At 65.0% G+C, this 21,225-nt stretch carries 18 protein-coding genes, 1 tRNA gene and 2 pseudogenes; 10 read left to right on the top strand and 11 right to left on the bottom strand.

Annotated features, from left to right (window positions below; translation table 11 throughout):
* Positions 1–28: 28 nt before the first annotated feature.
* Positions 29–964: a chemotaxis protein CheV gene (locus EJA05_RS09050; RefSeq protein WP_110993554.1), complete on the bottom strand. Its 936-nt coding sequence runs from the start codon at positions 962–964 to the stop codon at positions 29–31.
* Positions 965–1,316: 352 nt separating this feature from the next.
* Between EJA05_RS09050 and EJA05_RS09045 the strand changes: the two genes are divergently transcribed.
* The 3 genes from EJA05_RS09045 (at position 1,317) to EJA05_RS09035 (ending at position 3,739) form a co-directional block, all read left to right on the top strand.
* On the top strand, positions 1,317–1,796 hold the full coding sequence (locus EJA05_RS09045; RefSeq protein ID WP_374045883.1) for a histidine kinase: 480 nt from the start codon (positions 1,317–1,319) through the stop codon (positions 1,794–1,796).
* Between the two features lie 397 nt (positions 1,797–2,193).
* Positions 2,194–3,090 carry a sensor histidine kinase gene (locus EJA05_RS09040; protein WP_125466165.1) on the top strand — a complete coding sequence of 299 codons (897 nt, stop codon included), beginning with the start codon at positions 2,194–2,196 and terminating at the stop codon, positions 3,088–3,090.
* Positions 3,080–3,739, top strand: coding sequence for a response regulator (locus EJA05_RS09035; protein ID WP_125463359.1), 660 nt, complete (start codon positions 3,080–3,082; stop codon positions 3,737–3,739). Before EJA05_RS09040 ends, EJA05_RS09035 begins: the two co-directional genes overlap by 11 nt.
* Here EJA05_RS09035 and yegS read toward each other — a convergent pair.
* The gene (gene yegS, locus EJA05_RS09030; protein WP_125857991.1) at positions 3,723–4,616 is read right to left on the bottom strand and encodes a lipid kinase YegS; all 894 of its coding nucleotides are present in this window, start codon (positions 4,614–4,616) and stop codon (positions 3,723–3,725) included. The genes EJA05_RS09035 and yegS overlap by 17 nt on opposite strands.
* Positions 4,617–4,956: 340 nt before the next feature.
* Between yegS and EJA05_RS09025 the strand changes: the two are divergent.
* Positions 4,957–5,076, top strand: a pseudogene (locus EJA05_RS09025) (hypothetical protein); the annotation flags it as partial.
* A gap of 64 nt (positions 5,077–5,140) precedes the next feature.
* Positions 5,141–6,376, top strand: coding sequence for a glycosyltransferase family 4 protein (locus EJA05_RS09020; protein ID WP_125463357.1), 1,236 nt, complete (start codon positions 5,141–5,143; stop codon positions 6,374–6,376).
* On the opposite strand, the gene EJA05_RS09015 is transcribed toward EJA05_RS09020, so the two are convergent.
* Both EJA05_RS09015 and moaB read right to left on the bottom strand, forming a co-directional pair.
* Entirely contained in the window at positions 6,365–7,552 is a 1,188-nt protein-coding gene (locus EJA05_RS09015) for a molybdopterin molybdotransferase MoeA (RefSeq protein ID WP_190306080.1), read from the bottom strand. The genes EJA05_RS09020 and EJA05_RS09015 overlap by 12 nt on opposite strands.
* 22 nt (positions 7,553–7,574) lie before the next feature.
* Entirely contained in the window at positions 7,575–8,114 is a 540-nt protein-coding gene (gene moaB, locus EJA05_RS09010; RefSeq protein ID WP_125463355.1) for a molybdenum cofactor biosynthesis protein B, read from the bottom strand.
* 180 nt (positions 8,115–8,294) lie between these two features.
* Between moaB and EJA05_RS09005 the strand changes: the two genes are divergently transcribed.
* Both EJA05_RS09005 and EJA05_RS09000 read left to right on the top strand, forming a co-directional pair.
* Positions 8,295–8,516 carry a YgdI/YgdR family lipoprotein gene (locus tag EJA05_RS09005; RefSeq protein ID WP_110993561.1) on the top strand — a complete coding sequence of 74 codons (222 nt, stop codon included), beginning with the start codon at positions 8,295–8,297 and terminating at the stop codon, positions 8,514–8,516.
* 82 nt (positions 8,517–8,598) lie between these two features.
* Positions 8,599–8,675: transfer RNA gene (locus tag EJA05_RS09000), tRNA-Pro, on the top strand.
* Positions 8,676–8,800: 125 nt separating this feature from the next.
* On the opposite strand, the gene mqo is transcribed toward EJA05_RS09000, so the two are convergent.
* From mqo to EJA05_RS08985, 4 genes and pseudogenes are all read right to left on the bottom strand, one after another.
* A complete protein-coding gene (mqo, locus tag EJA05_RS08995; protein ID WP_125857989.1) occupies positions 8,801–10,384 on the bottom strand; it encodes a malate dehydrogenase (quinone) in 1,584 nt (527 codons plus the stop codon).
* A gap of 167 nt (positions 10,385–10,551) precedes the next feature.
* Positions 10,552–11,256: a methyl-accepting chemotaxis protein gene (locus EJA05_RS28725; RefSeq protein ID WP_374045882.1), complete on the bottom strand. Its 705-nt coding sequence runs from the start codon at positions 11,254–11,256 to the stop codon at positions 10,552–10,554.
* Between the two features lie 228 nt (positions 11,257–11,484).
* Positions 11,485–11,595, bottom strand: a pseudogene (locus EJA05_RS28720) (hypothetical protein); the annotation flags it as partial.
* A gap of 764 nt (positions 11,596–12,359) precedes the next feature.
* Complete coding sequence (locus EJA05_RS08985) at positions 12,360–14,123, bottom strand: ABC transporter transmembrane domain-containing protein (protein ID WP_125857987.1); 1,764 nt, start codon at positions 14,121–14,123, stop codon at positions 12,360–12,362.
* 268 nt (positions 14,124–14,391) lie between these two features.
* Here EJA05_RS08985 and EJA05_RS28165 point away from each other — a divergent pair, with 268 nt between their 5' ends.
* A complete protein-coding gene (locus EJA05_RS28165; protein WP_190306040.1) occupies positions 14,392–14,565 on the top strand; it encodes a PA1571 family protein in 174 nt (57 codons plus the stop codon).
* A 58-nt stretch (positions 14,566–14,623) separates the two neighbouring features.
* On the opposite strand, the gene pdxB is transcribed toward EJA05_RS28165, so the two are convergent.
* From pdxB to rlmM, 3 genes are all read right to left on the bottom strand, one after another.
* The gene (pdxB, locus tag EJA05_RS08980) at positions 14,624–15,766 is read right to left on the bottom strand and encodes a 4-phosphoerythronate dehydrogenase PdxB (protein ID WP_125857986.1); all 1,143 of its coding nucleotides are present in this window, start codon (positions 15,764–15,766) and stop codon (positions 14,624–14,626) included.
* Positions 15,767–15,813: 47 nt separating this feature from the next.
* Entirely contained in the window at positions 15,814–16,056 is a 243-nt protein-coding gene (gene tusA / locus EJA05_RS08975; protein ID WP_110993565.1) for a sulfurtransferase TusA, read from the bottom strand.
* Positions 16,057–16,217: 161 nt separating this feature from the next.
* Positions 16,218–17,282 (bottom strand): 23S rRNA (cytidine(2498)-2'-O)-methyltransferase RlmM, encoded by a 1,065-nt coding sequence (rlmM, locus tag EJA05_RS08970; RefSeq protein ID WP_125857985.1) that lies wholly within the window; start codon positions 17,280–17,282, stop codon positions 16,218–16,220.
* Positions 17,283–17,532: 250 nt separating this feature from the next.
* On the opposite strand from rlmM, the gene acnA reads away from it, so the two are divergent.
* Positions 17,533–20,274 carry an aconitate hydratase AcnA gene (gene acnA / locus EJA05_RS08965; protein ID WP_125857984.1) on the top strand — a complete coding sequence of 914 codons (2,742 nt, stop codon included), beginning with the start codon at positions 17,533–17,535 and terminating at the stop codon, positions 20,272–20,274.
* A 97-nt stretch (positions 20,275–20,371) separates the two neighbouring features.
* Positions 20,372–21,148: a CPBP family glutamic-type intramembrane protease gene (locus EJA05_RS08960; RefSeq protein WP_125857983.1), complete on the top strand. Its 777-nt coding sequence runs from the start codon at positions 20,372–20,374 to the stop codon at positions 21,146–21,148.
* Positions 21,149–21,225: the final 77 nt, after the last annotated feature.

Genomic DNA, 21,225 nt, shown 5'->3' with positions numbered 1-21,225 from the left:
CTTATACCGGACACAGGTGTACCAGGTATCAGGCCGACGCGGTATCCATGCTCAGGCGCTGACGGACCACATCCACCAGGCGGTCGGGCTGGAACTTGGAGAGGAAGTTGTCGCAACCGACCTTCTTCACCATCGACTCGTTGAAGCTGCCCGACAGTGAGGTGTGCAGCACCACGTAAAGGCCGCGCAGGCGCGGGTCGTTGCGAATCTCGGTGGTCAGCCGGTAGCCGTCCATCTCAGGCATTTCCGCATCGGTGAAGATCATCAGCAGCTTCTCGCAGACATCCTCCCCGGCATCGGCCCAGCCTTTGAGCAGACGCAGCGCCTTCAGGCCATCACTGGCCACGTGCAGTTTCACGCCCAACTGCGACAAGGTATCGCGCAACTGCGCCAGGGCCACGCTGGAGTCATCCACCAGCAGCACTTCACGGCCACGGGCGCGGGCCAGCACCGGGTCTTCGAGCTTGTCACGGGATACCTTGGCACTGTAGGGCACGATCTCGGCCAGCACCTTCTCCACGTCGATGATTTCCACCAACTGCTCTTCGACCTTGGTGATCGCCGTCAGATAGTGCTGGCGACCGGCGCTGGTCGGCGGCGGCATGATGGCCTCCCAGTTCATGTTGACGATCCGGTCGACGCCCCCCACCAGGAAGGCCTGCACCGAACGGTTGTACTCGGTGACGATGATGGTGCTGCCTGGCCCCGGTTGCAGTGGCCGCATGCCGATCGCCTGGGACAGGTCGATCACCGGCAGCGTCTGCCCACGCAGGTTGACCACGCCACAGACGAATGAATGGCGCTGCGGCATCAGCGTCAGCTTGGGCAGCTGCAGTACCTCCTGCACCTTGAACACGTTGATGGCGAACAGTTGCCGGCCAGCCAGACGGAACATGAGGATTTCCAGGCGGTTCTCACCTACCAGTTGCGTACGTTGGTCTACCGTGTCGAGAATGCCGGCCATTTGGACAACCCCCTGGCTTGTGTCGGGAAAATTGATTGCATCCGCCGATGTATCGGCGGGTGTTCGCGCAGCTTGACCCCGAACGGAAAAAGCCGGGGCCAGAGATTGATATCACTTTACCATCATGCTTTACTGCCGCCACGCCCTACCGCAGGACACCCCACAACGAAGCATTCGCCCCTATCTTCATCAGGGAAACCCCTACCCGCAATCGGGTGCAACCTGATGTTCGCAATATCCTTTAGCCATTAATGTGACGCCATTCTCAATGCATGAATGGAGTCAGGCTTTTGCTCGCAATCGTCCAGGTATGGCCCACCCCTGCTCTAGCCCTGCGCGCTGGAGTGACATGATGGATATCGCACCACTGCCCAGCAGCGTCCTGCAGGGTTTCCTGCTGGATGCGCAGACCCTGCTGAGCAAGGCACAGGAATGCCTGCAGCACCTCGAACTGATCGGCAACGACCCCGACGCCTGCCACTGCCTGGACGAAAGCCTTGACCTGCTGGCACTGCGCGCCGACACCCTTGGCCTGCTTGAAGTGGCGCATTACACCCGCACCCTGCAACAGCTGCTCGCCCCTGCCTGCAGGCAACGACACTTGCAGGGCAAGACATTGCCGGCGCTGGCAGCCTGCCTGACCCTTCTGGCGTGGCAATTGGAGCTGGTCGACCCGCTCACCGGCCGCCTGAGCCTGGACAGCGAAGAGCAACATATGCTGCTGAACGAACTGGCCAGTGCACTTGGGCAGCCGTGCGTGCCCGGCCTGGGCACCGACGCCAACTGCGCATCGGCGCATGCCGGGCAGGCAAGTACCGGCCTGCAATGTTAAAACCGCCACGATCGGCAACTAACAGGCTGCTCTTGCGTTGCAACTAGGCGAGACGATCGTCCAACTTGCAAAGTTGCACAAGTTGCGTCAAACCTGCACATCAGGGTTTGCCTTAGTTGCACTTACCCCCATGCTCCCGCGCAGCGGCCGTGGCACTGTGCCAGCCTGCGGAGCGCACAGATACTCCGCGATAGCCCGTGAATTCTGAGCTTTCAAGCAGTTGCACCCCCGCGACCAAAGCAAACCGAAGTGTTAACATGCGTGCACTCGAACGCGTGCTCCGTCGTTACCGGGCTTTTGCATTCGTGCCCGATGTTTACTTGAAAACGGGACGCCAAACTTCTGGCCAAACCTGTGTACTGCCTCCAACAGCAATAATTTATTGGCCTCCCTCCCTATGTTCCCAGGCTTGACGTTTTTCCAGCGCTGCCGCTCTAGCATCGCCCTGCTGCGTTGGGCAACCGCGTTGTTGTGCCTGGCCTCACTGGCAGCCAACCTGCTTTTCTACTGGCGAGCGCAACCATTGCCCGGCGGCCTGCTGCTGCTCCAGGTACTGGCGATGCTCGGCGTTGCCTGGCAGCTGCGCCACGGCGCGCACTCGATCAGCCTGCGCCCGGCGGAGCTTGCCGACCGCATGCTCAAAGTGCAGGAGAGCGAGCGCCAGCACCTGAGCCGAGAACTGCACGACGATATCGGCCAGTTATTGACCGCTGCCAAATTGCAGCTCGACTGGCTGCAACGCCGGGTCCCTGAGCAGCTGCAGGCCCAGTGCACGACCCTGCGCAGCACCCTGGACCATACCTTGAGCAATGTTCGCGATCTGTCCGCCATCCTCAACCCGCGGCAACTGGCCAGCCTGGGCCTTGAGGCCAGCCTGCGCGCGCACCTGCAGAGCACCTTGCAGAGCAGCGACCTGCACTGGAGCCTGGACTGCCACCAGCGCCTGGGCGGCATCAGCGAAGAAGTATCCATGGCGGCTTTCCGCATTACTCAGGAAGCGGTCACCAACGTGCTGCGTCATGCCAACGCCCGCAACCTGCTGATTCGCCTGCAACGCACGCCGCCGGGCCTTGCCCTGTCGATTCAGGACGATGGCTGTGGCTTCGTGCCCGCCCTAGCCCCGGCCGAGGCTGGCCAACGCGGCATGGCTGGCATGCAGGAGCGGGCCACCGCCCTGCAAGGCAGCTTGACCGTCAACAGCCAACCCGGCCAAGGCTGCCAGATCGAAGCCCTGTTCCCGTGGCCGCCACGCAGCCAGGAACGTGCCAGGACCTCCCCCCATCATGACGTGTAGATTGCTGCTGGTAGACGACCATTCGCTGATTCGCGCCGGCGTGCGCGCGCTGGTATCGGACCTGCCCGACTACCTGGTGGTCGGCGAAGTCGAGGATGGCGGCCAGTTGCTGGAGCAGGTCCTGCGCCTGGCGCCGGACATTATCCTGCTGGACATATCCATGCGCTCGACCAGCGGTCTGGACGCGCTTGCGCAGCTACGCGCAAACGGTTGCGCTTGCAAGGTGCTGATGCTGTCCATGCACACCGACCCCGACCTGATCATGCGCGCCCTGGAAAGCGGCGCCCATGGCTACCTGCTCAAGGACACCAGCGCCACCGAGCTGGAACAGGCCCTCACCGCACTGCGCAACAACGAGCGTTACCTGAGCCCGGCCATCGCCCATACCGTGATCAACCAGGCGCTGCTGCGCGCGCAGAGCGGCAAGCCACCCAGCGAAGAGCGCCACAACCTGACCGCTCGCCAGTTGGAGATCCTGCGCCTGATCGTACGTGGCAAATCAACCCGTGAAATCGCCAATGGCCTGGGCTTGTCGATCAAGACCGTGGAAACCCACCGTTCGCAAATCATGAAACGCCTGCAGATCTACGACGTGGCAGGCCTGGTGCTGTTCGCCGTGCGCGAAAAGATCATCAGCCTGGACGACTGAGCAACGGTGAATCCGCCGGCAGGTGCACGCACAGCGCCCGGGGCACGGCCTCGAAGCGCAGGCTGTCGGCCTGCAGCGGCTCGCCGTCGAGGTTGATGTCCAGGCCTTGGGCGCTCTTGATCTCCACCCATGGCAGCCGCGCCCGCACGAACAGTTCCTCCCCCGCCAGCAGTCCGCGCAAAGCCCCCACCATTTCCTGCGGCGCCGGCAGGATGCCGATGTCCAGCAGGCCATCGTCGGCCTTGGCGTCCGGACAGAGCACGTGCCCGCCACCGGCCTGGCGCCCGTTGCCGATGCCCAGCGCCAGCAGCTCGCCCTGCCACTCGAAACCCGGCCCATGCAACGTGACCGATGCGGCCTGCAACTCACTGAAGCGCGACAGGCCGGTGAACAGGTACGCCGCCGCCCCCAGCACTTTCTTGAGGTCTTCCGAGGTGCTGGCCGTGACCTGGCTGCCAAAGCCGCCGGTTGCCATGTTGAGGAACAGCTGGTCGCCCACCTGCCCCAGGTCGATCGGCTGCGCCGGCATGTCCAGCAGCGCAAGTGCCGCCGCCGGCTCCAACGGCACCCCGGCGGCCCTGGCGAAGTCATTGGCCGTCCCAAGGGGTAGCAACGCCAGGCTTGGCCGAGTGTTGGCGGCCCCCTGTGCCAAAGCCTCGGCCACGTCACGCAAGGTGCCATCACCACCACCTGCCACCACCAGCGGATAGCCTGCAGCCTGCGCCTCCTCGACCAGGCGCCGGGCGTCGCCAGCCTCCCAGGTGAGGCGCACATCCAGCTGCCAGCCGCGCTCACGCAGTTGGCCCACGGCCTCGCGCACCTCGTCGTTGGTCGCCTGCTTGCCATGCAGGATCAGCAGTGCCTTGCGCTCATTCATCGTTGTTCTCCATGGAAAAGCCCTACCGCAATCTCGACCACCATCAACCTGAAATTGCTCCCTGAGCTAAGCGATTAAAGCTGACTTCATACAATTGACATTGAAAGCCTGAGGCTTCAGGCGCATCATTCGACAAATATTTGGCCATCAATGACGACAATGCTCACGAAAGTCATTTTATTGACTTTTGCCGCCAGATGCCTGACAGGTCGTATTTCCGTTCACTGCGCTGTCCCCAGCGCCCTGAGTAGAGGCTATGACGATGATCCCTCTGCCCCCTTTATCATCGCTGGCGGTGCTGGCGACCGATCATGGCCGGTTTCCCGCGAAACCATGCCCAAGCCCGGGCGTCATCGACCTGGTGATGATCGAGGTGCAGAGCGGCGCGTACCTGGGCGAGGACGGCATCGTACGCTTTACTGATATCCATGGACGCGCCCCGGCAGCCGCCATCGGTTGACTGCCAGCGGGCGCGTCTTGGCTTCCAGGGCCGACACCCGGCCATGCAACGAGGAATCGGGCTCATGCGCATACTCTGGACCCTGCCCTACCTGCCCTGGCCCACCACCAGCGGCAGCAAGACCCGGCAATATCATCTGTTGCGCCAACTGGCGCAGCGTGGTCACCGGATCACCTTGCTGGTGCAATCCAAGGTGCCGCTGGGCGATGCGGCGCTTGAAGCCCTGGAGCCCTTGCTCGAACGCCTGATCGTGCTGCCCCGCCGGCCATTGCACAGCCCGCTGAACCTGCTGGCCTCACCGATCATCGACTACCCCATGCGGGCGATCGTCAATGGCCTGGCACCGTGCCTGCGGCATCGCTTCGAGCAGCTGCTGGACGAACCCTGGGATGTCATCCAGATCGAGCACAGCTACAGCTTCCAGCCCTTCGAGAAGGCCCTGCAGGCCCGTGGCCTGCCCTTCATGCTCAGCGAACACACCCTTGAATCGGTGATGGGCGGCGCCTGCCATGACCGCCTGCCACTGTGGCTGCGCCCCTTCAATGCCTTCGACCGCTGGCGCTATCGCCGCTGGGAGCAGCGCGTGCTGCGTCAACCCAGCGAAGTGGTGGCGGTCAGCAACCATGATGCCGAGCTGATCGAGCAGATCAGCGGGCGAGCAGTCAATGTGGTGGTCAATGGCGTCGACTGCGACTACTTCGAGGCTGTCCGGCCGTGCCCCCACAGCCAGCGCCTGCTGTTCGTCGGCAACTTCGAGTACGGGGCCAACCTCGAAGCCATCGAGTGGGCCCTGGAAGAAATCCTGCCACAGGTGTGGATGAGCAACCCGGCGGTACGCCTGGCCATTGCCGGGCATGCGCTGCCGGCCAGCTGGAAACTGCATTGGAACGACCCGCGCATCGAGTGGCTCGGCTACCGCCCCGACCTGCGCGAAATACAACGGCGCTCGGCGCTGTTCTTCGCACCGCTGCGCTATGCCGGTGGCTCGAAGGTGAAAATCCTCGAAGCGATGGCCGCGGGCCTGCCGGTGATCAGCACCGGCAAGGGCGTTTCGGGCCTGGCGGCCAACAATGGCGAACACTATCTGGGCAGCGACGACAGCGGCCAGCTGGCCTTGTTGATCACCCAACTGCTCAACCAGCCCTGGCGCATGGCCCAACTGGGTGAAGCCGGCCGCCAGTTCGCCCGCCAGCGCCACGACTGGAGTGTCGCGGCGCAACAGCTGGAGAACGTGCACATGCGCCTGACCCAACTGGCCCCCGCAGGCGAATCCCCCAGCGGTGAGGTGCTAGCCGAGTAGCTCGCTGAAGGGAATGAACGGCACCAGCTCGCCCTGGCGCGGCATGCTGCCCTCACGCACCTCCACTACCCCCTCGGCCCAGGCAGCGCTGCGCAGCACCCCGGAGCTCTGGTTCTTGTAGATGCGTACCTGGCCATCTTCGATGCGCGCCCTCAGGTATTCCCGACGATTGCCCGGCTTGGGCCAGTCGAAACCCGCCGGCACGCTGAAGCGCAGCGGTGCGACATCGGCCACGCCCTGACGACGCAGCAGGTATGGGCGGGCCAGCAGGCCGAACGTGACCAGGGTCGATGCGGGGTTACCCGGCAGGCCTATGACCGGTACACCCTGGTAGTGACCGAAGGTCAGGGGCTTGCCCGGCTTGATCGCCAGCTTCCACAGCGCCAGCTCACCGGCTTCGCGCAGGGCCAGGCCAAGGTAGTCGGCCTCACCCACCGACACGCCGCCAGTGGACAGGATCAGGTCGACATTGCCCAGCCCGGCCAGGCATTGGCGAGTGCGCTCAAGGTCATCAGCCAGAATGCCGGCATCCACCACTTCACAACCCAGGCGCTGCAACCAGCTGACCAGCAGGCGCCGGTTGCTGTTGTAGATCTGCCCCGGGCCCAGCGGCAAACCAGGCTCGACCAGTTCATCGCCGGTGGACAGCACCGCCACCCTGGGCCGGCGCACCACGTCGAGGCGCGCAAAACCCAGGGTCGCCGCCAGACCGAGCTGGATCGGCCCCAGGCGTGTGCCGGCGCTCATTACCTGCTCGCCGGCACGGGTTTCCTGGCCTTTGGGGCGCACGTTCTGGTCGACGGCCAGCGGCTCGAGGAAACGCACCCGGCCATCCTCCAGCACTTCGGCGTTTTCCTGCATCTCGACGCAATCGGCCCCTTGCGGCAAGGGCGCACCGGTGAAGATACGCGCACAGGTACCTGGCTGCAGGGGCTGCGGCGCGTGGCCGGCAAAAATGCGCTGGCTCACCGGCAGCGCCTCGCCCTGCCAATCAGCCAGGCGCAGCGCATAGCCATCCATGGCACTGTTGGGCCAGGGCGGCAGGTCGAGCCCGGCTACAAGCTCACGCGCCAGCACGCGGCCTTCGGCATCGGCCAGCGCCACCTCTTCGGTGTCACCGATCGGCGCGGCCTCGGCCAGCGCCAGCAGGCGCTCGAGGGCTTCTTCCACCGGCATCAATGGCCGGACAGTCGCGGCCTCAACCACGGCTGTCACAGGCCGCCGCCTGCTTCAGGTGAGGGACGAAGTTACAGGGGCGGTGGCGGGCGTCGAGCTGTTCGGCGAGGATGCCATCCCAACCGGTGCGCACGGCATTGGTCGAACCCGGCAGGCAGCACACCAGGGTGCCATTGGCCAGGCCCGCCAAGGCCCGGGACTGCACGGTCGAGGTGCCGATATCGGCCACCGAGATCTGCCGGAACAGTTCGCCGAAACCCTCGACCTGCTTGTCCAGCAGGCAGGCCACGGCTTCCGGAGTGCTGTCACGGCCGGTGAAACCGGTACCGCCGGTGATCAACACCACCTGCACCTGGTCATCGGCGATCCAGGTCGCGACCTGGGCGCGGATCTTGTACAGGTCATCCTTGAGCAGCACCCGGGCGGCGAGCTGATGGCCGGCCGCCGTGAGGCGATCGACGAACAGCTGGCCGGAGGTGTCGGTCTCGAAGGTACGGGTGTCGCTGACCGTCAGTACAGCGATGTTCAACGGCACGAAGGGGGTATCTGCCTTGGCTTTCATGAGGGTCCGTCGCAGGGAAACAAGGATGTGCGCTGTTATATCACAGGCCGGCCGAGCGCTGCCCCGCCGTTGCTGCCGGTCAATGCCCCGGCCTGGGCGCTATGCTGCACTGGACAAGGAACTTGCGTGGACGCCCTGCGTCTTAACGTCATCCAGCACACTCGAACCAGGAGAAACACGATGATCCAACGGACCCTTCCCGCTTTCCTGCTTGCCCTGGGCCTGGGCGCCCTCGCCGGCTGCGCATCGCCAGCCGTCATCACCCTGAACGACGGCCGTGAGATCCAGGCGGTGGATACCCCGAGCTATGACGAAGACTCCGGCTTCTACGAATTCGAACAGCTTGACGGCAAGCGCACACGCATCAACAAAGACCAGATCCGCACGGTCAAAGAGCTTTGATCCAGCCACTGCTTTTCGGCGCAACTCCTTTTTGCAACAAGGGGTTGCGTTGAAAAAAACGATGCAGTAGCATTTTGGCCATCGGAGTGTAGCGCAGCCAGGTAGCGCGTCTCGTTCGGGACGAGAAGGCCGCAGGTTCGAATCCTGTCTCTCCGACCAAATCCCCGAAAAGCCCGCCAAGTGCGGGCTTTTTTTGTGCCTGAATCACATCGCGGGGCAAGCCCGCTCCCACGTTGCCGCAAATCCTCGGCAGTGTGGGAGCGGGCTTGCCCCGCGATTGGCAATTACCGCGCCGACACCGTCGTATCCGGCATTACCGGCACATGCAGCAGTTGCAACCGTGCACTGCTCCATTCACGGGTCTTGTTGGTCAGCGCCAGGTCGTTGTTCAGCTTCTGCCCGTAGGTTGGCACTATCGCTTTCAACTTGGCCTGCCATTCAGGGCTCTTGATGCGGTCCTTGAAGGCCTTTTCCAGCACCGTCAGCATGATAGGCGCGGCGGTCGACGCGCCGGGCGAAGCACCCAGCAGCGCGGCGATGCTGCCGTCCTCGGCGGCCACCACCTCGGTGCCGAACTGCAGGATACCGCCGTGCACAGGGTCCTTCTTGATCACCTGCACCCGCTGGCCCGCCTGCAGCAGCTTCCAGTCCTCGTTCCTGGCATTGGGGAAATACTCGCGCAGGGCCGCCATGCGGTCATCGAAGCTGAGCATCAGCTGGCCCATCAGGTAGGTGCTCAGGTCGATGTTGTCGATACCGGCATGCAGCATGGGGCTGACGTTGTGACTGGTCAGCGAAGCGAACATGTCCAACAGCGAGCCGTGTTTCAGGTACTTGGTGGAGAAGGTCGCGAACGGGCCGAACAGCAGGACCTGCTTGCCATCGATCATCCGGGTGTCGAGGTGCGGCACCGACATCGGTGGCGCGCCGACCGACGCCTTGCCGTACAGCTTGGCCTGGTGCCGGGCGACGGTGTCGGGGTTGTCGGTCATCAGGAACTGGCCGCCCACCGGGAAGCCGGCATAGCCGTCGGCTTCCGGGATGCCGGATTTCTGCAGCAGCTTGAGCGCACCGCCGCCGGCACCGATGAATACGAACTTGGCCTTGACGCTGGTCTGCGCGCCGCCGTTGGCCAGGTCGGCCACCACCACGTTCCAGCTGCCGTCTTCATTGCGCACGATGTCGCGCACTTCATGGCTCAAGTGCAGCTGCACATTGGGGTTGCGGGTCATCGAGGCGAACAGCTGGCGGGTGATCTCGCCGAAGTTCACGTCGGTACCGATGGCCATGCGCGTGGCCGCGACTTTCTGCCCCGGGTCGCGCCCTTCCATTACCAGCGGTGCCCATTGGCGGATCTGCTCGCGGTCTTCGGAGATCTGCATGCCGCGGAACAGCGAGCTGTGCTGCAGCGCCGCCACGCGCTTGTGCAGGAACGCGATGTTCTCCTCACCCCAGACGAAGCTCATGTGCGGCACATTGTTGATGAACGAAGGTGGGTTGCTCAGCACGCCCTGCTCGACCTGATAGGCCCAGAACTGCTTGGACACCTCGAACTGCTCATTGACGTTGACCGCCTTGCTGATGTCGATGCTGCCGTCCTTGCCCTCGCTGGTGTAGTTCAGCTCGCAGAAGGCCGAGTGGCCGGTACCGGCGTTGTTCCAGGCGTTGGAGCTCTCCTCGGCGACCTGGTCCATGCGCTCGTAGACGTCGACCTTCCAGCCCGGCTCAAGCTCGGTGAGGTAGGTCCCCAGGCTGGCGCTCATGATGCCGCCGCCGATCAGCAGGACATCGACGGTCTTTTGTGGCTCCGCAGGCTTGGAGCAACCGATGACGCTCAGGCACAGGAGCGTCAGCAGGATTTTCTTCATTGGATCTATCCGGTTGTTATGTAAGCGCGGCCTCGATAGCGAAGAGCGTGCCAACCGGTTGCAAGCCAATGTTCATGGGGGGGCGACATCAGGTCGCATGGCGACAAACCGCCACGGATAGGGGGAAGATCCCGCCCGGATGGCGGATTTCCCCCGCGATGTCAGCTTCAGGCGGTCAGGCGCGAGGTGACCTCACCCAACTGCCCCGACAAGCCATGCAAACGCTGCCCGGCCTGCTCGGTATGCTGCACCGCCTGCTGGTTGGCCGTGGCGATGCGGGTGATCTCGATCAGGTTGCGCGAGATATCTTCGGCAACGCTGGTCTGCTCCTCGGCCGCCGTGGCGATCTGCCGGTTCATGTCGCGGATCGCCTCCACCGCCAGGGTGATGCGCTGCAGCATCTGCCCGGCCTGCTGCACCTGTTCGGCGCCCTCTTCACTGCGCTGCTGGCCACTCTCGATGGCCTTGACCGCCTCTACCGCGCCCGACTGCACCGCTTCGATGATCTGGTGGATTTCAGCGATCGACGCCGCCGTGCGCTGGGCCAGGCTGCGCACCTCGTCCGCCACTACCGCAAAGCCACGCCCGGCCTCGCCGGCACGTGCCGCCTCGATGGCGGCGTTGAGCGCCAGCAGGTTGGTCTGCTCGGCAATGCCGCGGATCACCTCGAGCACCTTGCCGATGCGCGTGCTGTCGTTCTCCAGATGGCGAATCACCGCAGCCGTGCCGGCGATCTCGCGGTTGACCAGGCCAATGATATCGATGGTCTGCTGCATCACCTGCTCGCCGGCCTGGGCGCTGTGGTCGGCGTCGTCCGCCGCGCGGGCCGCCTCGGCGGCATGGCGCGCCACCTCCTGGGCGGTGGCGGACATCTCGTGCATGGCGGTGGCGACCTGGTCGGTGCGCTGGAACTGGTCATGGGTGCCGCTGGCCATGTCGCCGGCGATGTTGCGCAGCTGGCCGCTGGCGCTTTCCAGCTCTTCGGCATTGTCCTTGAGGCGGCCGACGGTGTCGGCGAGAAAATCGCGCAGGGTATTGGCGGCCCGCGCCAGGCGCCCCAGCTCGTCCTCGCGACGGCTGTCGACCCGCGCGCCGAAGCGGCCCTGGCTGAGCTGGGCGACATAGTCGATCAACTGGCGAATCGGCTCGACCAGGCTGCGGTTGATCAGCCACAGGCTCAGCAGCCCGACCAGCACGGCCGAAGCCAGCATCACCAGTACGCCGAGCCATACGGTGCGCTCGGCGTCAGCATTGATTTCGGCCGCACGGCCACGGGCATCACCGCGCAACTGCTCGACCAGCGCGCTCATCTGGTCGCTGGTGGCGCGGTCCACCCCCTTGACCGCCACATCGCCGGCCACCGGGTCACCGCCGGCCGCAATCAAGGCCTGGCGGCCCTGCTGGTAAGCCACACCCAACTGCCGGTGGCTGGCCTTGAGCTGTTCCAGGCGCGCCTTGAGTGCCGGATCGCTGCTTTCGATCAGTTGCCCGAGCAGGGTCTGAACCTGCTGCTCACGGGCCTGGAACTGCTGCCAGTACTTGTCCAGCTCGGCCGGCTGGCGGCCGCGCAGCAGCACGTTCTTCCACTCCTGCACCTGGATCTTGAACTGCAGGTTGGCTTCATCGATCAACTGCGAGGCCTGCAAGGGCCCGTCCACCAGCTGGGCATAGCCGCGCACGCTGGACGACAGGAACTGGAAGCACACCAGGGCGATCAGCAACATCGCCGCCAGGCTGCCGCCGAGCAGGGTGAGAATTTGCACTCTGAGGGATTTACGCAACATCGTGGATCTCGGAACAAGGAGGTAAGGAAGCGGACACGACAGCGCCGCCGACTAAAGACATCCTTGTCCTCGTTCGCAGGCCAAAAAAAAGCTGCCATCGATCGATAGCAGCCAGGTCGAGCACATACGCAACAGCTGAGCCAGATACTCTCAGGCAATTGCTACAGAATTGTTACAAACTCGCGACAGCCTCAGCCATTGTTGAACTGCAGCGCCGCCAGGCGCGCATAGAGCGGGCTCTCTTCCACCAGTTGGCGGTGCGTGCCCACCGCGACCAAACGCCCCTGGTCGATCACCGCGATGCGGTCGGCATGCTGCACCGTGGCCAGGCGGTGGGCGATCACCAGCGTGGTGCGCCCGGCCATCAGTTGCGGCAACGCTTGCTGGATCAGGTGCTCACTCTGCGCATCGAGGGCGCTGGTGGCCTCGTCCAGCAGCAGGATCGGCGCATCCACCAGCAGCGCCCGGGCAATCGCCAGGCGCTGGCGCTGGCCGCCGGACAAACCGATGCCGCCCTCCCCCAACAGCGTCTGGTAACCCTGCGGCAACTGGGCGATGAATTCGTGGGCATGGGCGCTGCGCGCCGCTGCCTCGACCTCGGCCTGGCTGGCCTCGGGGCGACCATAACGGATGTTGGCTTCGACCGTGCCGCGGAACAACGCCGGTTGCTGGGCCACCAGGGCGAACTGACGGCGCAGCTCGGCCACCTCCAGGCCGGTGATCGGCTGGCCATCGAGCAGGATGCTGCCGCCCTGGGGGTCGTAGAAACGCAGCAACAGGTCGAACAGGGTCGACTTGCCGGCACCCGACGGCCCGACCAACGCGACCGTCTGGCCGGGCTGCACCTGCAGGCTCAGGCCATCGACGGCGGCCACCGCCGGGCGCGACGGGTAGGCGAAGCGCACTTCGCGCAGCTCGATGGCGCCACTGGCGCGCCCGCCTGCCAGGCTGACGGACTGGCGCGGCGCCAGGATCGCACTCTGCGCCGCCAGCAGCTCGGCAATACGCTCGGCAGCACCCGCGGCCCGCTGCAGTTCGCCGATCACCTCGCTCAAGGTGCCGAAAGCACTACCGACGATCAGGCTGTAGAACACGAAGGCCGCCAGCTCGCCGCCGGAGATGCGCCCGGCGATCACATCCATGCCGCCCACCCAGAGCATCACCCCCACTGCTCCCAGCACCAGCACGATCACCAGGGTGATCAGCCAGGCACGCTGAGCGATACGCCGTCGCGCCACGCCGAACGCCGCTTCCACGGTCTCGGCAAACAGCGCGCGGTCACGGGCTTCGTGGTTGTAGGCCTGCACGGTCTTGATCTGCCCGAGGCTCTCGGCGACGTAGCTGCCGACATCGGCGACCCGGTCCTGGCTTTGCCGCGACAGGCTGCGCACCCGCCGGCCGAACAGCAGGATCGGCGCCAGCACCAGCGGCAAGGCCAGCACCACGATGCTGGTGAGCTTGGGGTTGGTGACGAACAGCAGAATCACCCCACCCACCACCATCAGGGCATTGCGCAGGAACATCGACAGGGACGAGCCGATCACCGACTGCAGCAAGGTAGTGTCGGCGGTCAGCCGCGACTGGATCTCCGAGCTGCGGTTGTCCTCGAAGAACCCTGGGTGCAGCCCCAGCAGATGATCGAACACCGCCCGACGGATGTCGGCGACGCAGCGTTCACCGATCCACGACACCAGGTAGAAGCGGGCGAAAGTCCCCACGGCCAGGGCCAGCACCAGCAGCAGGAACAGGCCGATGGTCTGGTTGAGCTGGTGCATCGAACCCGTCATGAAACCCTGGTCCACCAGCAGGCGAATGCCCTGCCCCATGGACAGGGTGATGCCGGCAGTGACCACCAGCGCGAGCAGGGCCAGCAGGGCCTGGCGGCGGTATGGGCGCAGAAACTGCCAGCCCAGATGCAGGGCACGACGTTGGCGGGAAGAGATCGGTTCAGGCATGGCGGGCAGGTTCGGCAGGAAGATGGGCCAAGCCTACCACTGGTCCATCTCGCAGGAACTGATCCAACCGCTGGGGCATCGCATCAGAGGTATCGGACGGCGCGGGGCGAAAAAGCCTTATGCCCTGCCTATGACCTTTCGTTCTAAGGTGCCGCTGGAGCTTTGCCACGCTTTCTGTTGGACTGGGCCTGTCATGCCCCGCCCGTTGTCACAGGCCAGTCATGGCAAAGCGGTACGTTTGAGCTTGAACCTGAAGAGGAGACAGGACATGAGCTTGCAGCACGGCAACGAGACGCCCAAGGCCCCGAAACACCCGCAACCTCAAGTTTGCGGCTCGATCATCGATGGCCAGGGCCGCGAGATCCCGATCACCGAGCAGATGATCCAGAAAGCCTGCAAGGACCTGGAAGAAAGCCGGGTCAAGAAAGTCGGCAAAGACTAAAACAAGAATTCCTTCGAACCCGGCGCCTGCGCCGGGTTTTTATTTGCAGGTCAAACTGTCAAACCAGCACCGCGCCCAACGCACTCACCACCTGCGCCAGCTGCGGCGCCTCACCCCGTAGACGCACCGCCAACCCCTCGATCTCGCGCCGCACCGGATACTGCTTGCGCAGCAGGTCGAAGGCCGCACGCTGCTCGGCCGGGTCGTCGCTCAGGCTGCGACGGAAATCGGCATCGTCGCGGCGCGGGTCGTACACCGCCCGGCACAGGGTGGCCAGCGCCCAGGCCGGCTCGGCCCCCGCATCCAGCTCGATCTGCGCCAGCGCAGGGGCTGGCAGCAGGTCCGCCAGCCTTACCTGCTCGGGTTCACCCTGCACGCGGCAGAACGCCTGGTAGATCTGTGCCGTGCCGCGCTGCTTGCCGTCCAGGCTGTAGCCGGCGATATGCGGGGTGGCCAGGGTGCACAGGTCGGCCAGTTGCAGGTCCACCTGCGGCTCGCCTTCCCACACGTCGAGCACCGCATGCAGGTCTTCGCGATCCAGCAGCAGCTCACGCAGCGCGGCATTGTCCACCACCGGGCCACGGCTGGCATTGATCAGCCAGGCGCCGGGGCGCAGGCGCGCCAGATACGCTTCATCGAGCAGGTGCCAGGTCGGGTGTTCGCCACCGCGCTGCAACGGCGTGTGCAGGCTGATCACGTCGCACTGCTCGACGATGGTCGCAAGGTCGACGAAATCGCCCCCCTCGCTGGCCTGGCGCAGCGGGTCGCACACCAGCACCTTCCAGCCCAGGCCATGCAGCACGCGCACCAGACGCCCGCCGACTTCGCCGGCACCGACCACGCCATAGACCCGCTTGCCCAGCTCGACACCCTCGAGCTCGGCCAGGGTCAGCAGGCTGCCCAGCACATAATCGACCACGCCACGGGCGTTGCAACCTGGGGCGCTGCTCCAGTGGATGCCCGCTTGCGCGAAGTAATCGAGGGCGAGGTGATCGGTTCCGATGGTGCAGGTGCCCACGAAGCGCACCTTGCTGCCTTCGAGCAGTTGCCGGTCGACGCGGGTCACCGAGCGCACCAGCAGCACGTCGGCGTCCTTCACGCAGGCGGCATCGATGGCCCGGCCGGGGTAGCGGCGGATCTCGCCGAAACCGGCAAAGAAGGCATCGAGCAGCGGGATGTTTTCGTCGGCAACTATCAGCATGGCGCTCTCCTGTCAGGGGAGCGCAGTGTAGCCTGATCGCGCCGGCCTCAGTCGGCCTTCTTGCGGATCCAGTACAGGTAGGTGCCGGCCTCTTCCTGCTGGCCTACCAGTTCGTGGCCGAGGAAGTTGCAGAACTTGGGGATGTCGCGGCGGGTCGAGGGGTCGGTGGCGATCACCTTGAGCAGGCCGCCGGCGGCCAGGTTGCGCACGTGCTGGTGCAACATCATCACTGGCTCCGGGCAGTTCAGGCCGGTGGCGTCGAGGATGGCGTCGGGGGTGAAATCGGTCATGAAAGGCTCCGCGAAATGATCGTCATTGTGGCGCATCCGTCGAGGTGCTCCAAGGGGCTGCTGCGCAGCCCAATCGCCGGCAAGTCGCAGCGGCGAACCGCAGCTCCCACATGGCCCGTGCAACCCTTTACCCGTGGGAGCCGGCTTGCCGGCGATTGGCTTCAACGCGGTTTCAGGTCCAGCCGGCGCAGGTGGCAGGTCACTTCCTCGCGGTCGTGGTACAGCTGCTTGCAGGCGATTGACACCTTGACCTTGCGCGCCTTGAAGCCTTCCTCGATGCGGTCGAGCAACTTGCGCACCTCGGCGTGACGCTGCTTCATCGGCAGTTTGAGGTTGACCACCGCCTCGCGGCACAGCCCCTCGCCCAGCCAGGTCTCGATCAGCGACGCGGTGCGCGCCGGCTTCTCGACGATGTCGCAGACCATCCAGTCCACGGTCTGTTTCGGCTTCCAGGTAAAACCGTCGGCCATCAGGTGCGTGACCAGCCCGGTGTCCATCAGGCTCTCGGCCATCGGCCCGTTGTCGATGGCGGTGACCAGCATGCCACGCTTGACCAGCTGGTAGGTCCAGCCACCAGGCGCAGCGCCCAGGTCGACACCGGTCATGTCGTCGTTCAGGCGATGGTCCCACTGCTCGCGCGGGATGAACTGGTGCCAGGCTTCTTCCAGCTTGAGGGTCGAACGGCTGGGCGCTTCCCGTGGGAACTTCAGGCGCGGGATGCCCATTGGCCACAGCGCCTGGTTACCCGCTTCGGCCTGGCCCAGGAATACCCGCCGGCCACTGATGAAGGTCAACAGCAGGCGCGGACGCTGCGCGTCGTCGACCAGCCGCCCGGCCTTCTCCAGCGCCTTGCGCAGCGGCACTTCGAACTTGCGGCAGAAGGTCGACAGCTCCTTGCCGTCGTTGGTGTCAAGCACCTCCAGCCACAGGCTGCCGAACACCGGCAGCTCGGCCAGGTGCTCGAGCAGCACGCTGATGCGGTCGGTCTCGGGCAACTCGATGTAGCTGCCGCGCGCCCACTGGCGCGGGAAGATCAGCTGCTCGAAACGCATTTCACGCATCAGCCGCGCGGCACCGTCGGGCTCGCTGCAGACGAATTCGGCGCAGGCGCTGTTTGGCTTGCCTTTGGCATAGCCGGCCACGCCCAGGTGGGCGGCGTGTTCGCTGATTTCGGCGCAGACCTCGCCCTCGAAGCCGGGCCGGCAATGCATGAACAGGGTATTCATCTCTAACTCCACATCACTGGCGCAGGCGGCGCCAGCCTTGACCCGACGCAACACAAGGTGCGGCCGGGCGGCGAATGATAAAGGAAGATCGGAACCCGCGACACGCCCCACCGGTCCAGAAAAGGGTCAGGCCCGCTAAACGGGTCTAACCTGACTGTTCAGCCAGGTCCGTGCCGTGCGGACCGATTCACAGCGGTGACACTGGCGATCCTTTGGCAGTCGCCGGGCACCGGAGCACAAGGAGTTGTCAATGCCCTCGCTCGATAGCCTGAAAACCCTCAAGTCGCTGCAGGTGGCCGATCACACCTACCACTATTTCAGCCTCGCCGAAGCCGCCCGCCAGCTGGGCGACCTGCAACGCCTGCCGATGTCGCTGAAAGTGCTGCTGGAGAACCTGCTGCGCTGGGAGGACGGCAAGACCGTGACCGGCGACGATCTGCATGCCCTGGCCGGCTGGCTCAAGGATCGCCGCTCGGACCGCGAGATCCAGTACCGCCCGGCGCGGGTCCTGATGCAGGACTTCACCGGCGTACCGGCCGTGGTCGACCTGGCGGCCATGCGCGCTGCCATGGACAAGGCCGGTGGCGACCCGCAGCGCATCAACCCGCTGTCGCCGGTGGACCTGGTGATCGACCACTCGGTGATGGTCGACCGCTATGCCAGCCCCGCCGCCTTCGCCCAGAACGTCGACATCGAGATGCAGCGCAATGGCGAGCGCTACGCGTTCCTGCGCTGGGGCCAGAACGCCTTCGACAACTTCCGCGTGGTGCCGCCGGGCACCGGCATCTGCCACCAGGTCAACCTGGAATACCTCGGGCGCACGGTCTGGACCCGCGACGAGGACGGGCGCACCTACGCCTTCCCCGACACCCTGGTCGGCACCGATTCGCACACCACCATGATCAACGGCCTGGGCGTGCTCGGCTGGGGCGTGGGCGGCATCGAGGCCGAGGCGGCCATGCTCGGCCAGCCGGTGTCGATGCTGATCCCCGAGGTAATCGGCTTCAAGCTCACCGGCAAGCTGCGCGAGGGCATCACCGCCACCGACCTGGTGCTGACCGTGACGCAGATGCTGCGCAAGAAAGGTGTGGTGGGCAAATTCGTCGAGTTCTACGGCGACGGCCTGGCCGATCTGCCGCTGGCCGACCGCGCCACGATCGCCAACATGGCCCCGGAATATGGCGCCACCTGCGGCTTCTTCCCGGTCGACCAGGTGACCCTCGACTACCTGCGCCTGTCGGGCCGCCCGGAGCAGGCGGTGCAACTGGTCGAAGCCTATTGCAAGGCCCAGGGCCTGTGGCGCCTGCCCGGCCAGGAACCGCTGTTCAGCGACAGCCTGGCGCTGGACATGCATGAGGTCGAAGCCAGCCTGGCCGGCCCCAAGCGCCCGCAGGACCGGGTAGCCCTGAACCAGGTTCGCCAAGCCTTCGACCAATTCATCGAGCTACAGCCCAAGCCACTGGCCAAGGATGTCGGGCGCCTGGAAAGCGAAGGCGGTGGCGGCGTGGCCGTGGGCAATGCCGACCAGGCCGGCGAGATCGACTACAGCCATGCCGGCCAGACTCACACCCTGCGTGACGGCGCGGTGGTGATCGCCGCCATTACCTCGTGCACCAACACCTCCAACCCGAGCGTGATGATGGCTGCCGGGCTGGTGGCGAAAAAAGCCGTGGAAAAGGGCCTGCAACGCAAGCCCTGGGTCAAGAGTTCGCTGGCCCCCGGCTCCAAGGTGGTCACCGACTACTACAAGGCCGCCGGCCTGACCCCTTACCTGGACCAGCTGGGCTTCGACCTGGTGGGTTATGGCTGCACCACCTGCATCGGCAACTCAGGGCCGCTTGACGAGGCCATCGAACAAGCCATTGGCAGCGCCGACCTGACGGTCGCCTCGGTGCTGTCGGGCAACCGCAACTTCGAGGGCCGGGTGCATCCGCTGGTGAAAACCAACTGGCTGGCCTCGCCACCGCTGGTGGTGGCCTACGCCCTGGCCGGCAGCGTGCGCGTGGACCTGAGCCAGGATGCCCTGGGCACGGGCAAGGATGGCCAACCGGTCTATCTGCGCGATATCTGGCCCAGCCAGCAGGAGATTGCCGCAGCGGTCAGCAACGTCGACACGCGCATGTTCCACAAGGAATACGCCGAAGTGTTCGCCGGTGACGCCCAGTGGCAGGCCATCGAGGTACCACAGGCGGCCACCTATGTCTGGCAGGACGACTCCACCTACATCCAGCACCCGCCGTTCTTCGACGACATTGGCGGCCCGCTGCCGCAGATCACCGATATTCAAGGGGCTCGCATCCTCGCCCTGCTCGGCGACTCGGTGACCACCGACCATATTTCTCCGGCCGGCAACATCAAGGCCGAAAGCCCCGCCGGGCGCTACCTGCGCGAAAAGGGCGTGGAACCGCGCGACTTCAACTCCTATGGCTCGCGCCGCGGCAACCACGAAGTGATGATGCGCGGCACGTTCGCCAATATTCGCATCCGCAACGAAATGCTCGGCGGCGAGGAAGGCGGCAACACACTGCATGTGCCGAGCGGCGAAAAGCTGTCGATCTATGACGCCGCCATGCGCTACCAGCAGGAACGTACGCCGCTGGTGGTGATCGCCGGGCAAGAATACGGCACCGGCTCCAGCCGCGACTGGGCGGCCAAAGGCACCAACCTGCTGGGGGTCAAGGCCGTGCTGGCGGAAAGCTTCGAGCGCATCCACCGCTCCAATCTGGTGGGCATGGGCGTGTTGCCTCTGCAGTTCAAGGCCGGTGACGACCGTAAGCGCCTGGGGCTGACCGGCAAGGAGCGCATCGATGTGCTGGGGCTTGGCGGCACGCAGATCCGCCCGGGGATGAGCCTGCCATTGCGTATTACCCGTGAGGACGGGCAACAGACGCAGATCGAGGTGCTGTGCCGGATCGACACGCTCAATGAGGTGGAATACTTCAAGGCGGGGGGCATCCTGCACTATGTGCTGCGGCAACTGATTGCAGGGTGATCATGGCCAGGGGCCATTTATTGGCCCCTGATCAGGTGTCCTGAAGGGCGCGAGCTCAGTCGAAGCAGTTCCGCACTCGCTGCCACAAGGATTTTGCATGTCGTTGCCCCACTGGATCGCGCTGGGCCTGCTGGCCCTCGGCTATTGCTTTGCACTGGCCCACGGCAGCCTCGGCCTGGCTGCCCTGCCCAGCCTGCTCGCCCTGTTGTGCACCGCCCTGCTGGTACGGCGCAGGGTGCGCTGGCAACAGACCCTCGGCCACCTGCTGTTCATCGGCATGGCTGCAGCACTGGCCCTGCATTGGCTGCCGGGCTTCAATAGCGCCAAGGTCATCGACAAGGCTGTGTTCAGCCAGGGTGCGCTGCCGTTCTCGATGTACCTGAACCTGGACAAGCCGCTGATCAGCCTGTGGCTGCTGCTGGCCTGCCCGTGGCTGGTGGTGTTGCGCGGGCGGGGGCTGGCGCTGAGCCTGCTCGCCATCCTGCCGCTGACCCTGCTCGCCTGCCTGGGCGGCGCCTGGTCTCTGGGGCTGGTGGCCTGGGCTCCGAAATGGCCGGACCAGGCCTGGCTGTGGCTGTTGAACAACCTGCTGCTGGTCAGCCTGACCGAAGAACTGCTGTTTCGCGGTTACATCCAGGGCGGCCTGCAACGTCTGTTCAGGCATGACGGCCTGGCGTTGCTGGCAGCAGCGCTGCTGTTCGGCCTGGCTCACCTGGGGGGCGGCTGGCAGTGGTTCTACCTGGCGACGTTGGCAGGGGTGGGTTACGGCCTGGCGTACCGCCATGGCGGGCTGGCTGCAGCGGTGGCCTGCCATGCCTGCGTCAACCTGGCGCACTTCGCGGGCTTCAGTTACCCGATGCTGGCACTTGGCTGAGCAATCGGTCATGATCCGACCTGATCGTCATAAACCATAAATAAAGCTGCAATATTGACGGCAACGTACGCGAACGC

Source organism: Pseudomonas oryziphila, assembly GCF_003940825.1.
Lineage (GTDB): Bacteria > Pseudomonadota > Gammaproteobacteria > Pseudomonadales > Pseudomonadaceae > Aquipseudomonas > Aquipseudomonas sichuanensis.
The sequence above is the reverse complement of the archived record's forward strand: the minus strand, read 5'-3'. Positions and strand labels throughout refer to the sequence as shown.

Bases quoted from the DNA above. Each gene is read 5' to 3' on its own strand.
- pdxB (WP_125857986.1), bottom strand. From the start codon at position 15,766: ATGCTGATAGTTGCCGACGAAAACATCCCGCTGCTCGATGCCTTCTTT.
- moaB (WP_125463355.1), bottom strand. From the start codon at position 8,114: ATGAAAGCCAAGGCAGATACCCCCTTCGTGCCGTTGAACATCGCTGTA.
- yegS (WP_125857991.1), bottom strand. From the start codon at position 4,616: ATGAATGAGCGCAAGGCACTGCTGATCCTGCATGGCAAGCAGGCGACC.
- EJA05_RS09045 (WP_374045883.1), top strand. From the start codon at position 1,317: ATGGATATCGCACCACTGCCCAGCAGCGTCCTGCAGGGTTTCCTGCTG.
- EJA05_RS08985 (WP_125857987.1), bottom strand. From the start codon at position 14,123: ATGCCTGAACCGATCTCTTCCCGCCAACGTCGTGCCCTGCATCTGGGC.
- EJA05_RS08960 (WP_125857983.1), top strand. From the start codon at position 20,372: ATGTCGTTGCCCCACTGGATCGCGCTGGGCCTGCTGGCCCTCGGCTAT.
- rlmM (WP_125857985.1), bottom strand. From the start codon at position 17,282: ATGAATACCCTGTTCATGCATTGCCGGCCCGGCTTCGAGGGCGAGGTC.
- EJA05_RS09015 (WP_190306080.1), bottom strand. From the start codon at position 7,552: ATGCCGGTGGAAGAAGCCCTCGAGCGCCTGCTGGCGCTGGCCGAGGCC.
- EJA05_RS09005 (WP_110993561.1), top strand. From the start codon at position 8,295: ATGATCCAACGGACCCTTCCCGCTTTCCTGCTTGCCCTGGGCCTGGGC.
- EJA05_RS09020 (WP_125463357.1), top strand. From the start codon at position 5,141: ATGCGCATACTCTGGACCCTGCCCTACCTGCCCTGGCCCACCACCAGC.
- EJA05_RS09040 (WP_125466165.1), top strand. From the start codon at position 2,194: ATGTTCCCAGGCTTGACGTTTTTCCAGCGCTGCCGCTCTAGCATCGCC.
- EJA05_RS09035 (WP_125463359.1), top strand. From the start codon at position 3,080: ATGACGTGTAGATTGCTGCTGGTAGACGACCATTCGCTGATTCGCGCC.
- EJA05_RS28165 (WP_190306040.1), top strand. From the start codon at position 14,392: ATGAGCTTGCAGCACGGCAACGAGACGCCCAAGGCCCCGAAACACCCG.
- EJA05_RS28725 (WP_374045882.1), bottom strand. From the start codon at position 11,256: ATGTCCGCCACCGCCCAGGAGGTGGCGCGCCATGCCGCCGAGGCGGCC.
- EJA05_RS09050 (WP_110993554.1), bottom strand. From the start codon at position 964: ATGGCCGGCATTCTCGACACGGTAGACCAACGTACGCAACTGGTAGGT.
- tusA (WP_110993565.1), bottom strand. From the start codon at position 16,056: ATGACCGATTTCACCCCCGACGCCATCCTCGACGCCACCGGCCTGAAC.
- acnA (WP_125857984.1), top strand. From the start codon at position 17,533: ATGCCCTCGCTCGATAGCCTGAAAACCCTCAAGTCGCTGCAGGTGGCC.
- mqo (WP_125857989.1), bottom strand. From the start codon at position 10,384: ATGAAGAAAATCCTGCTGACGCTCCTGTGCCTGAGCGTCATCGGTTGC.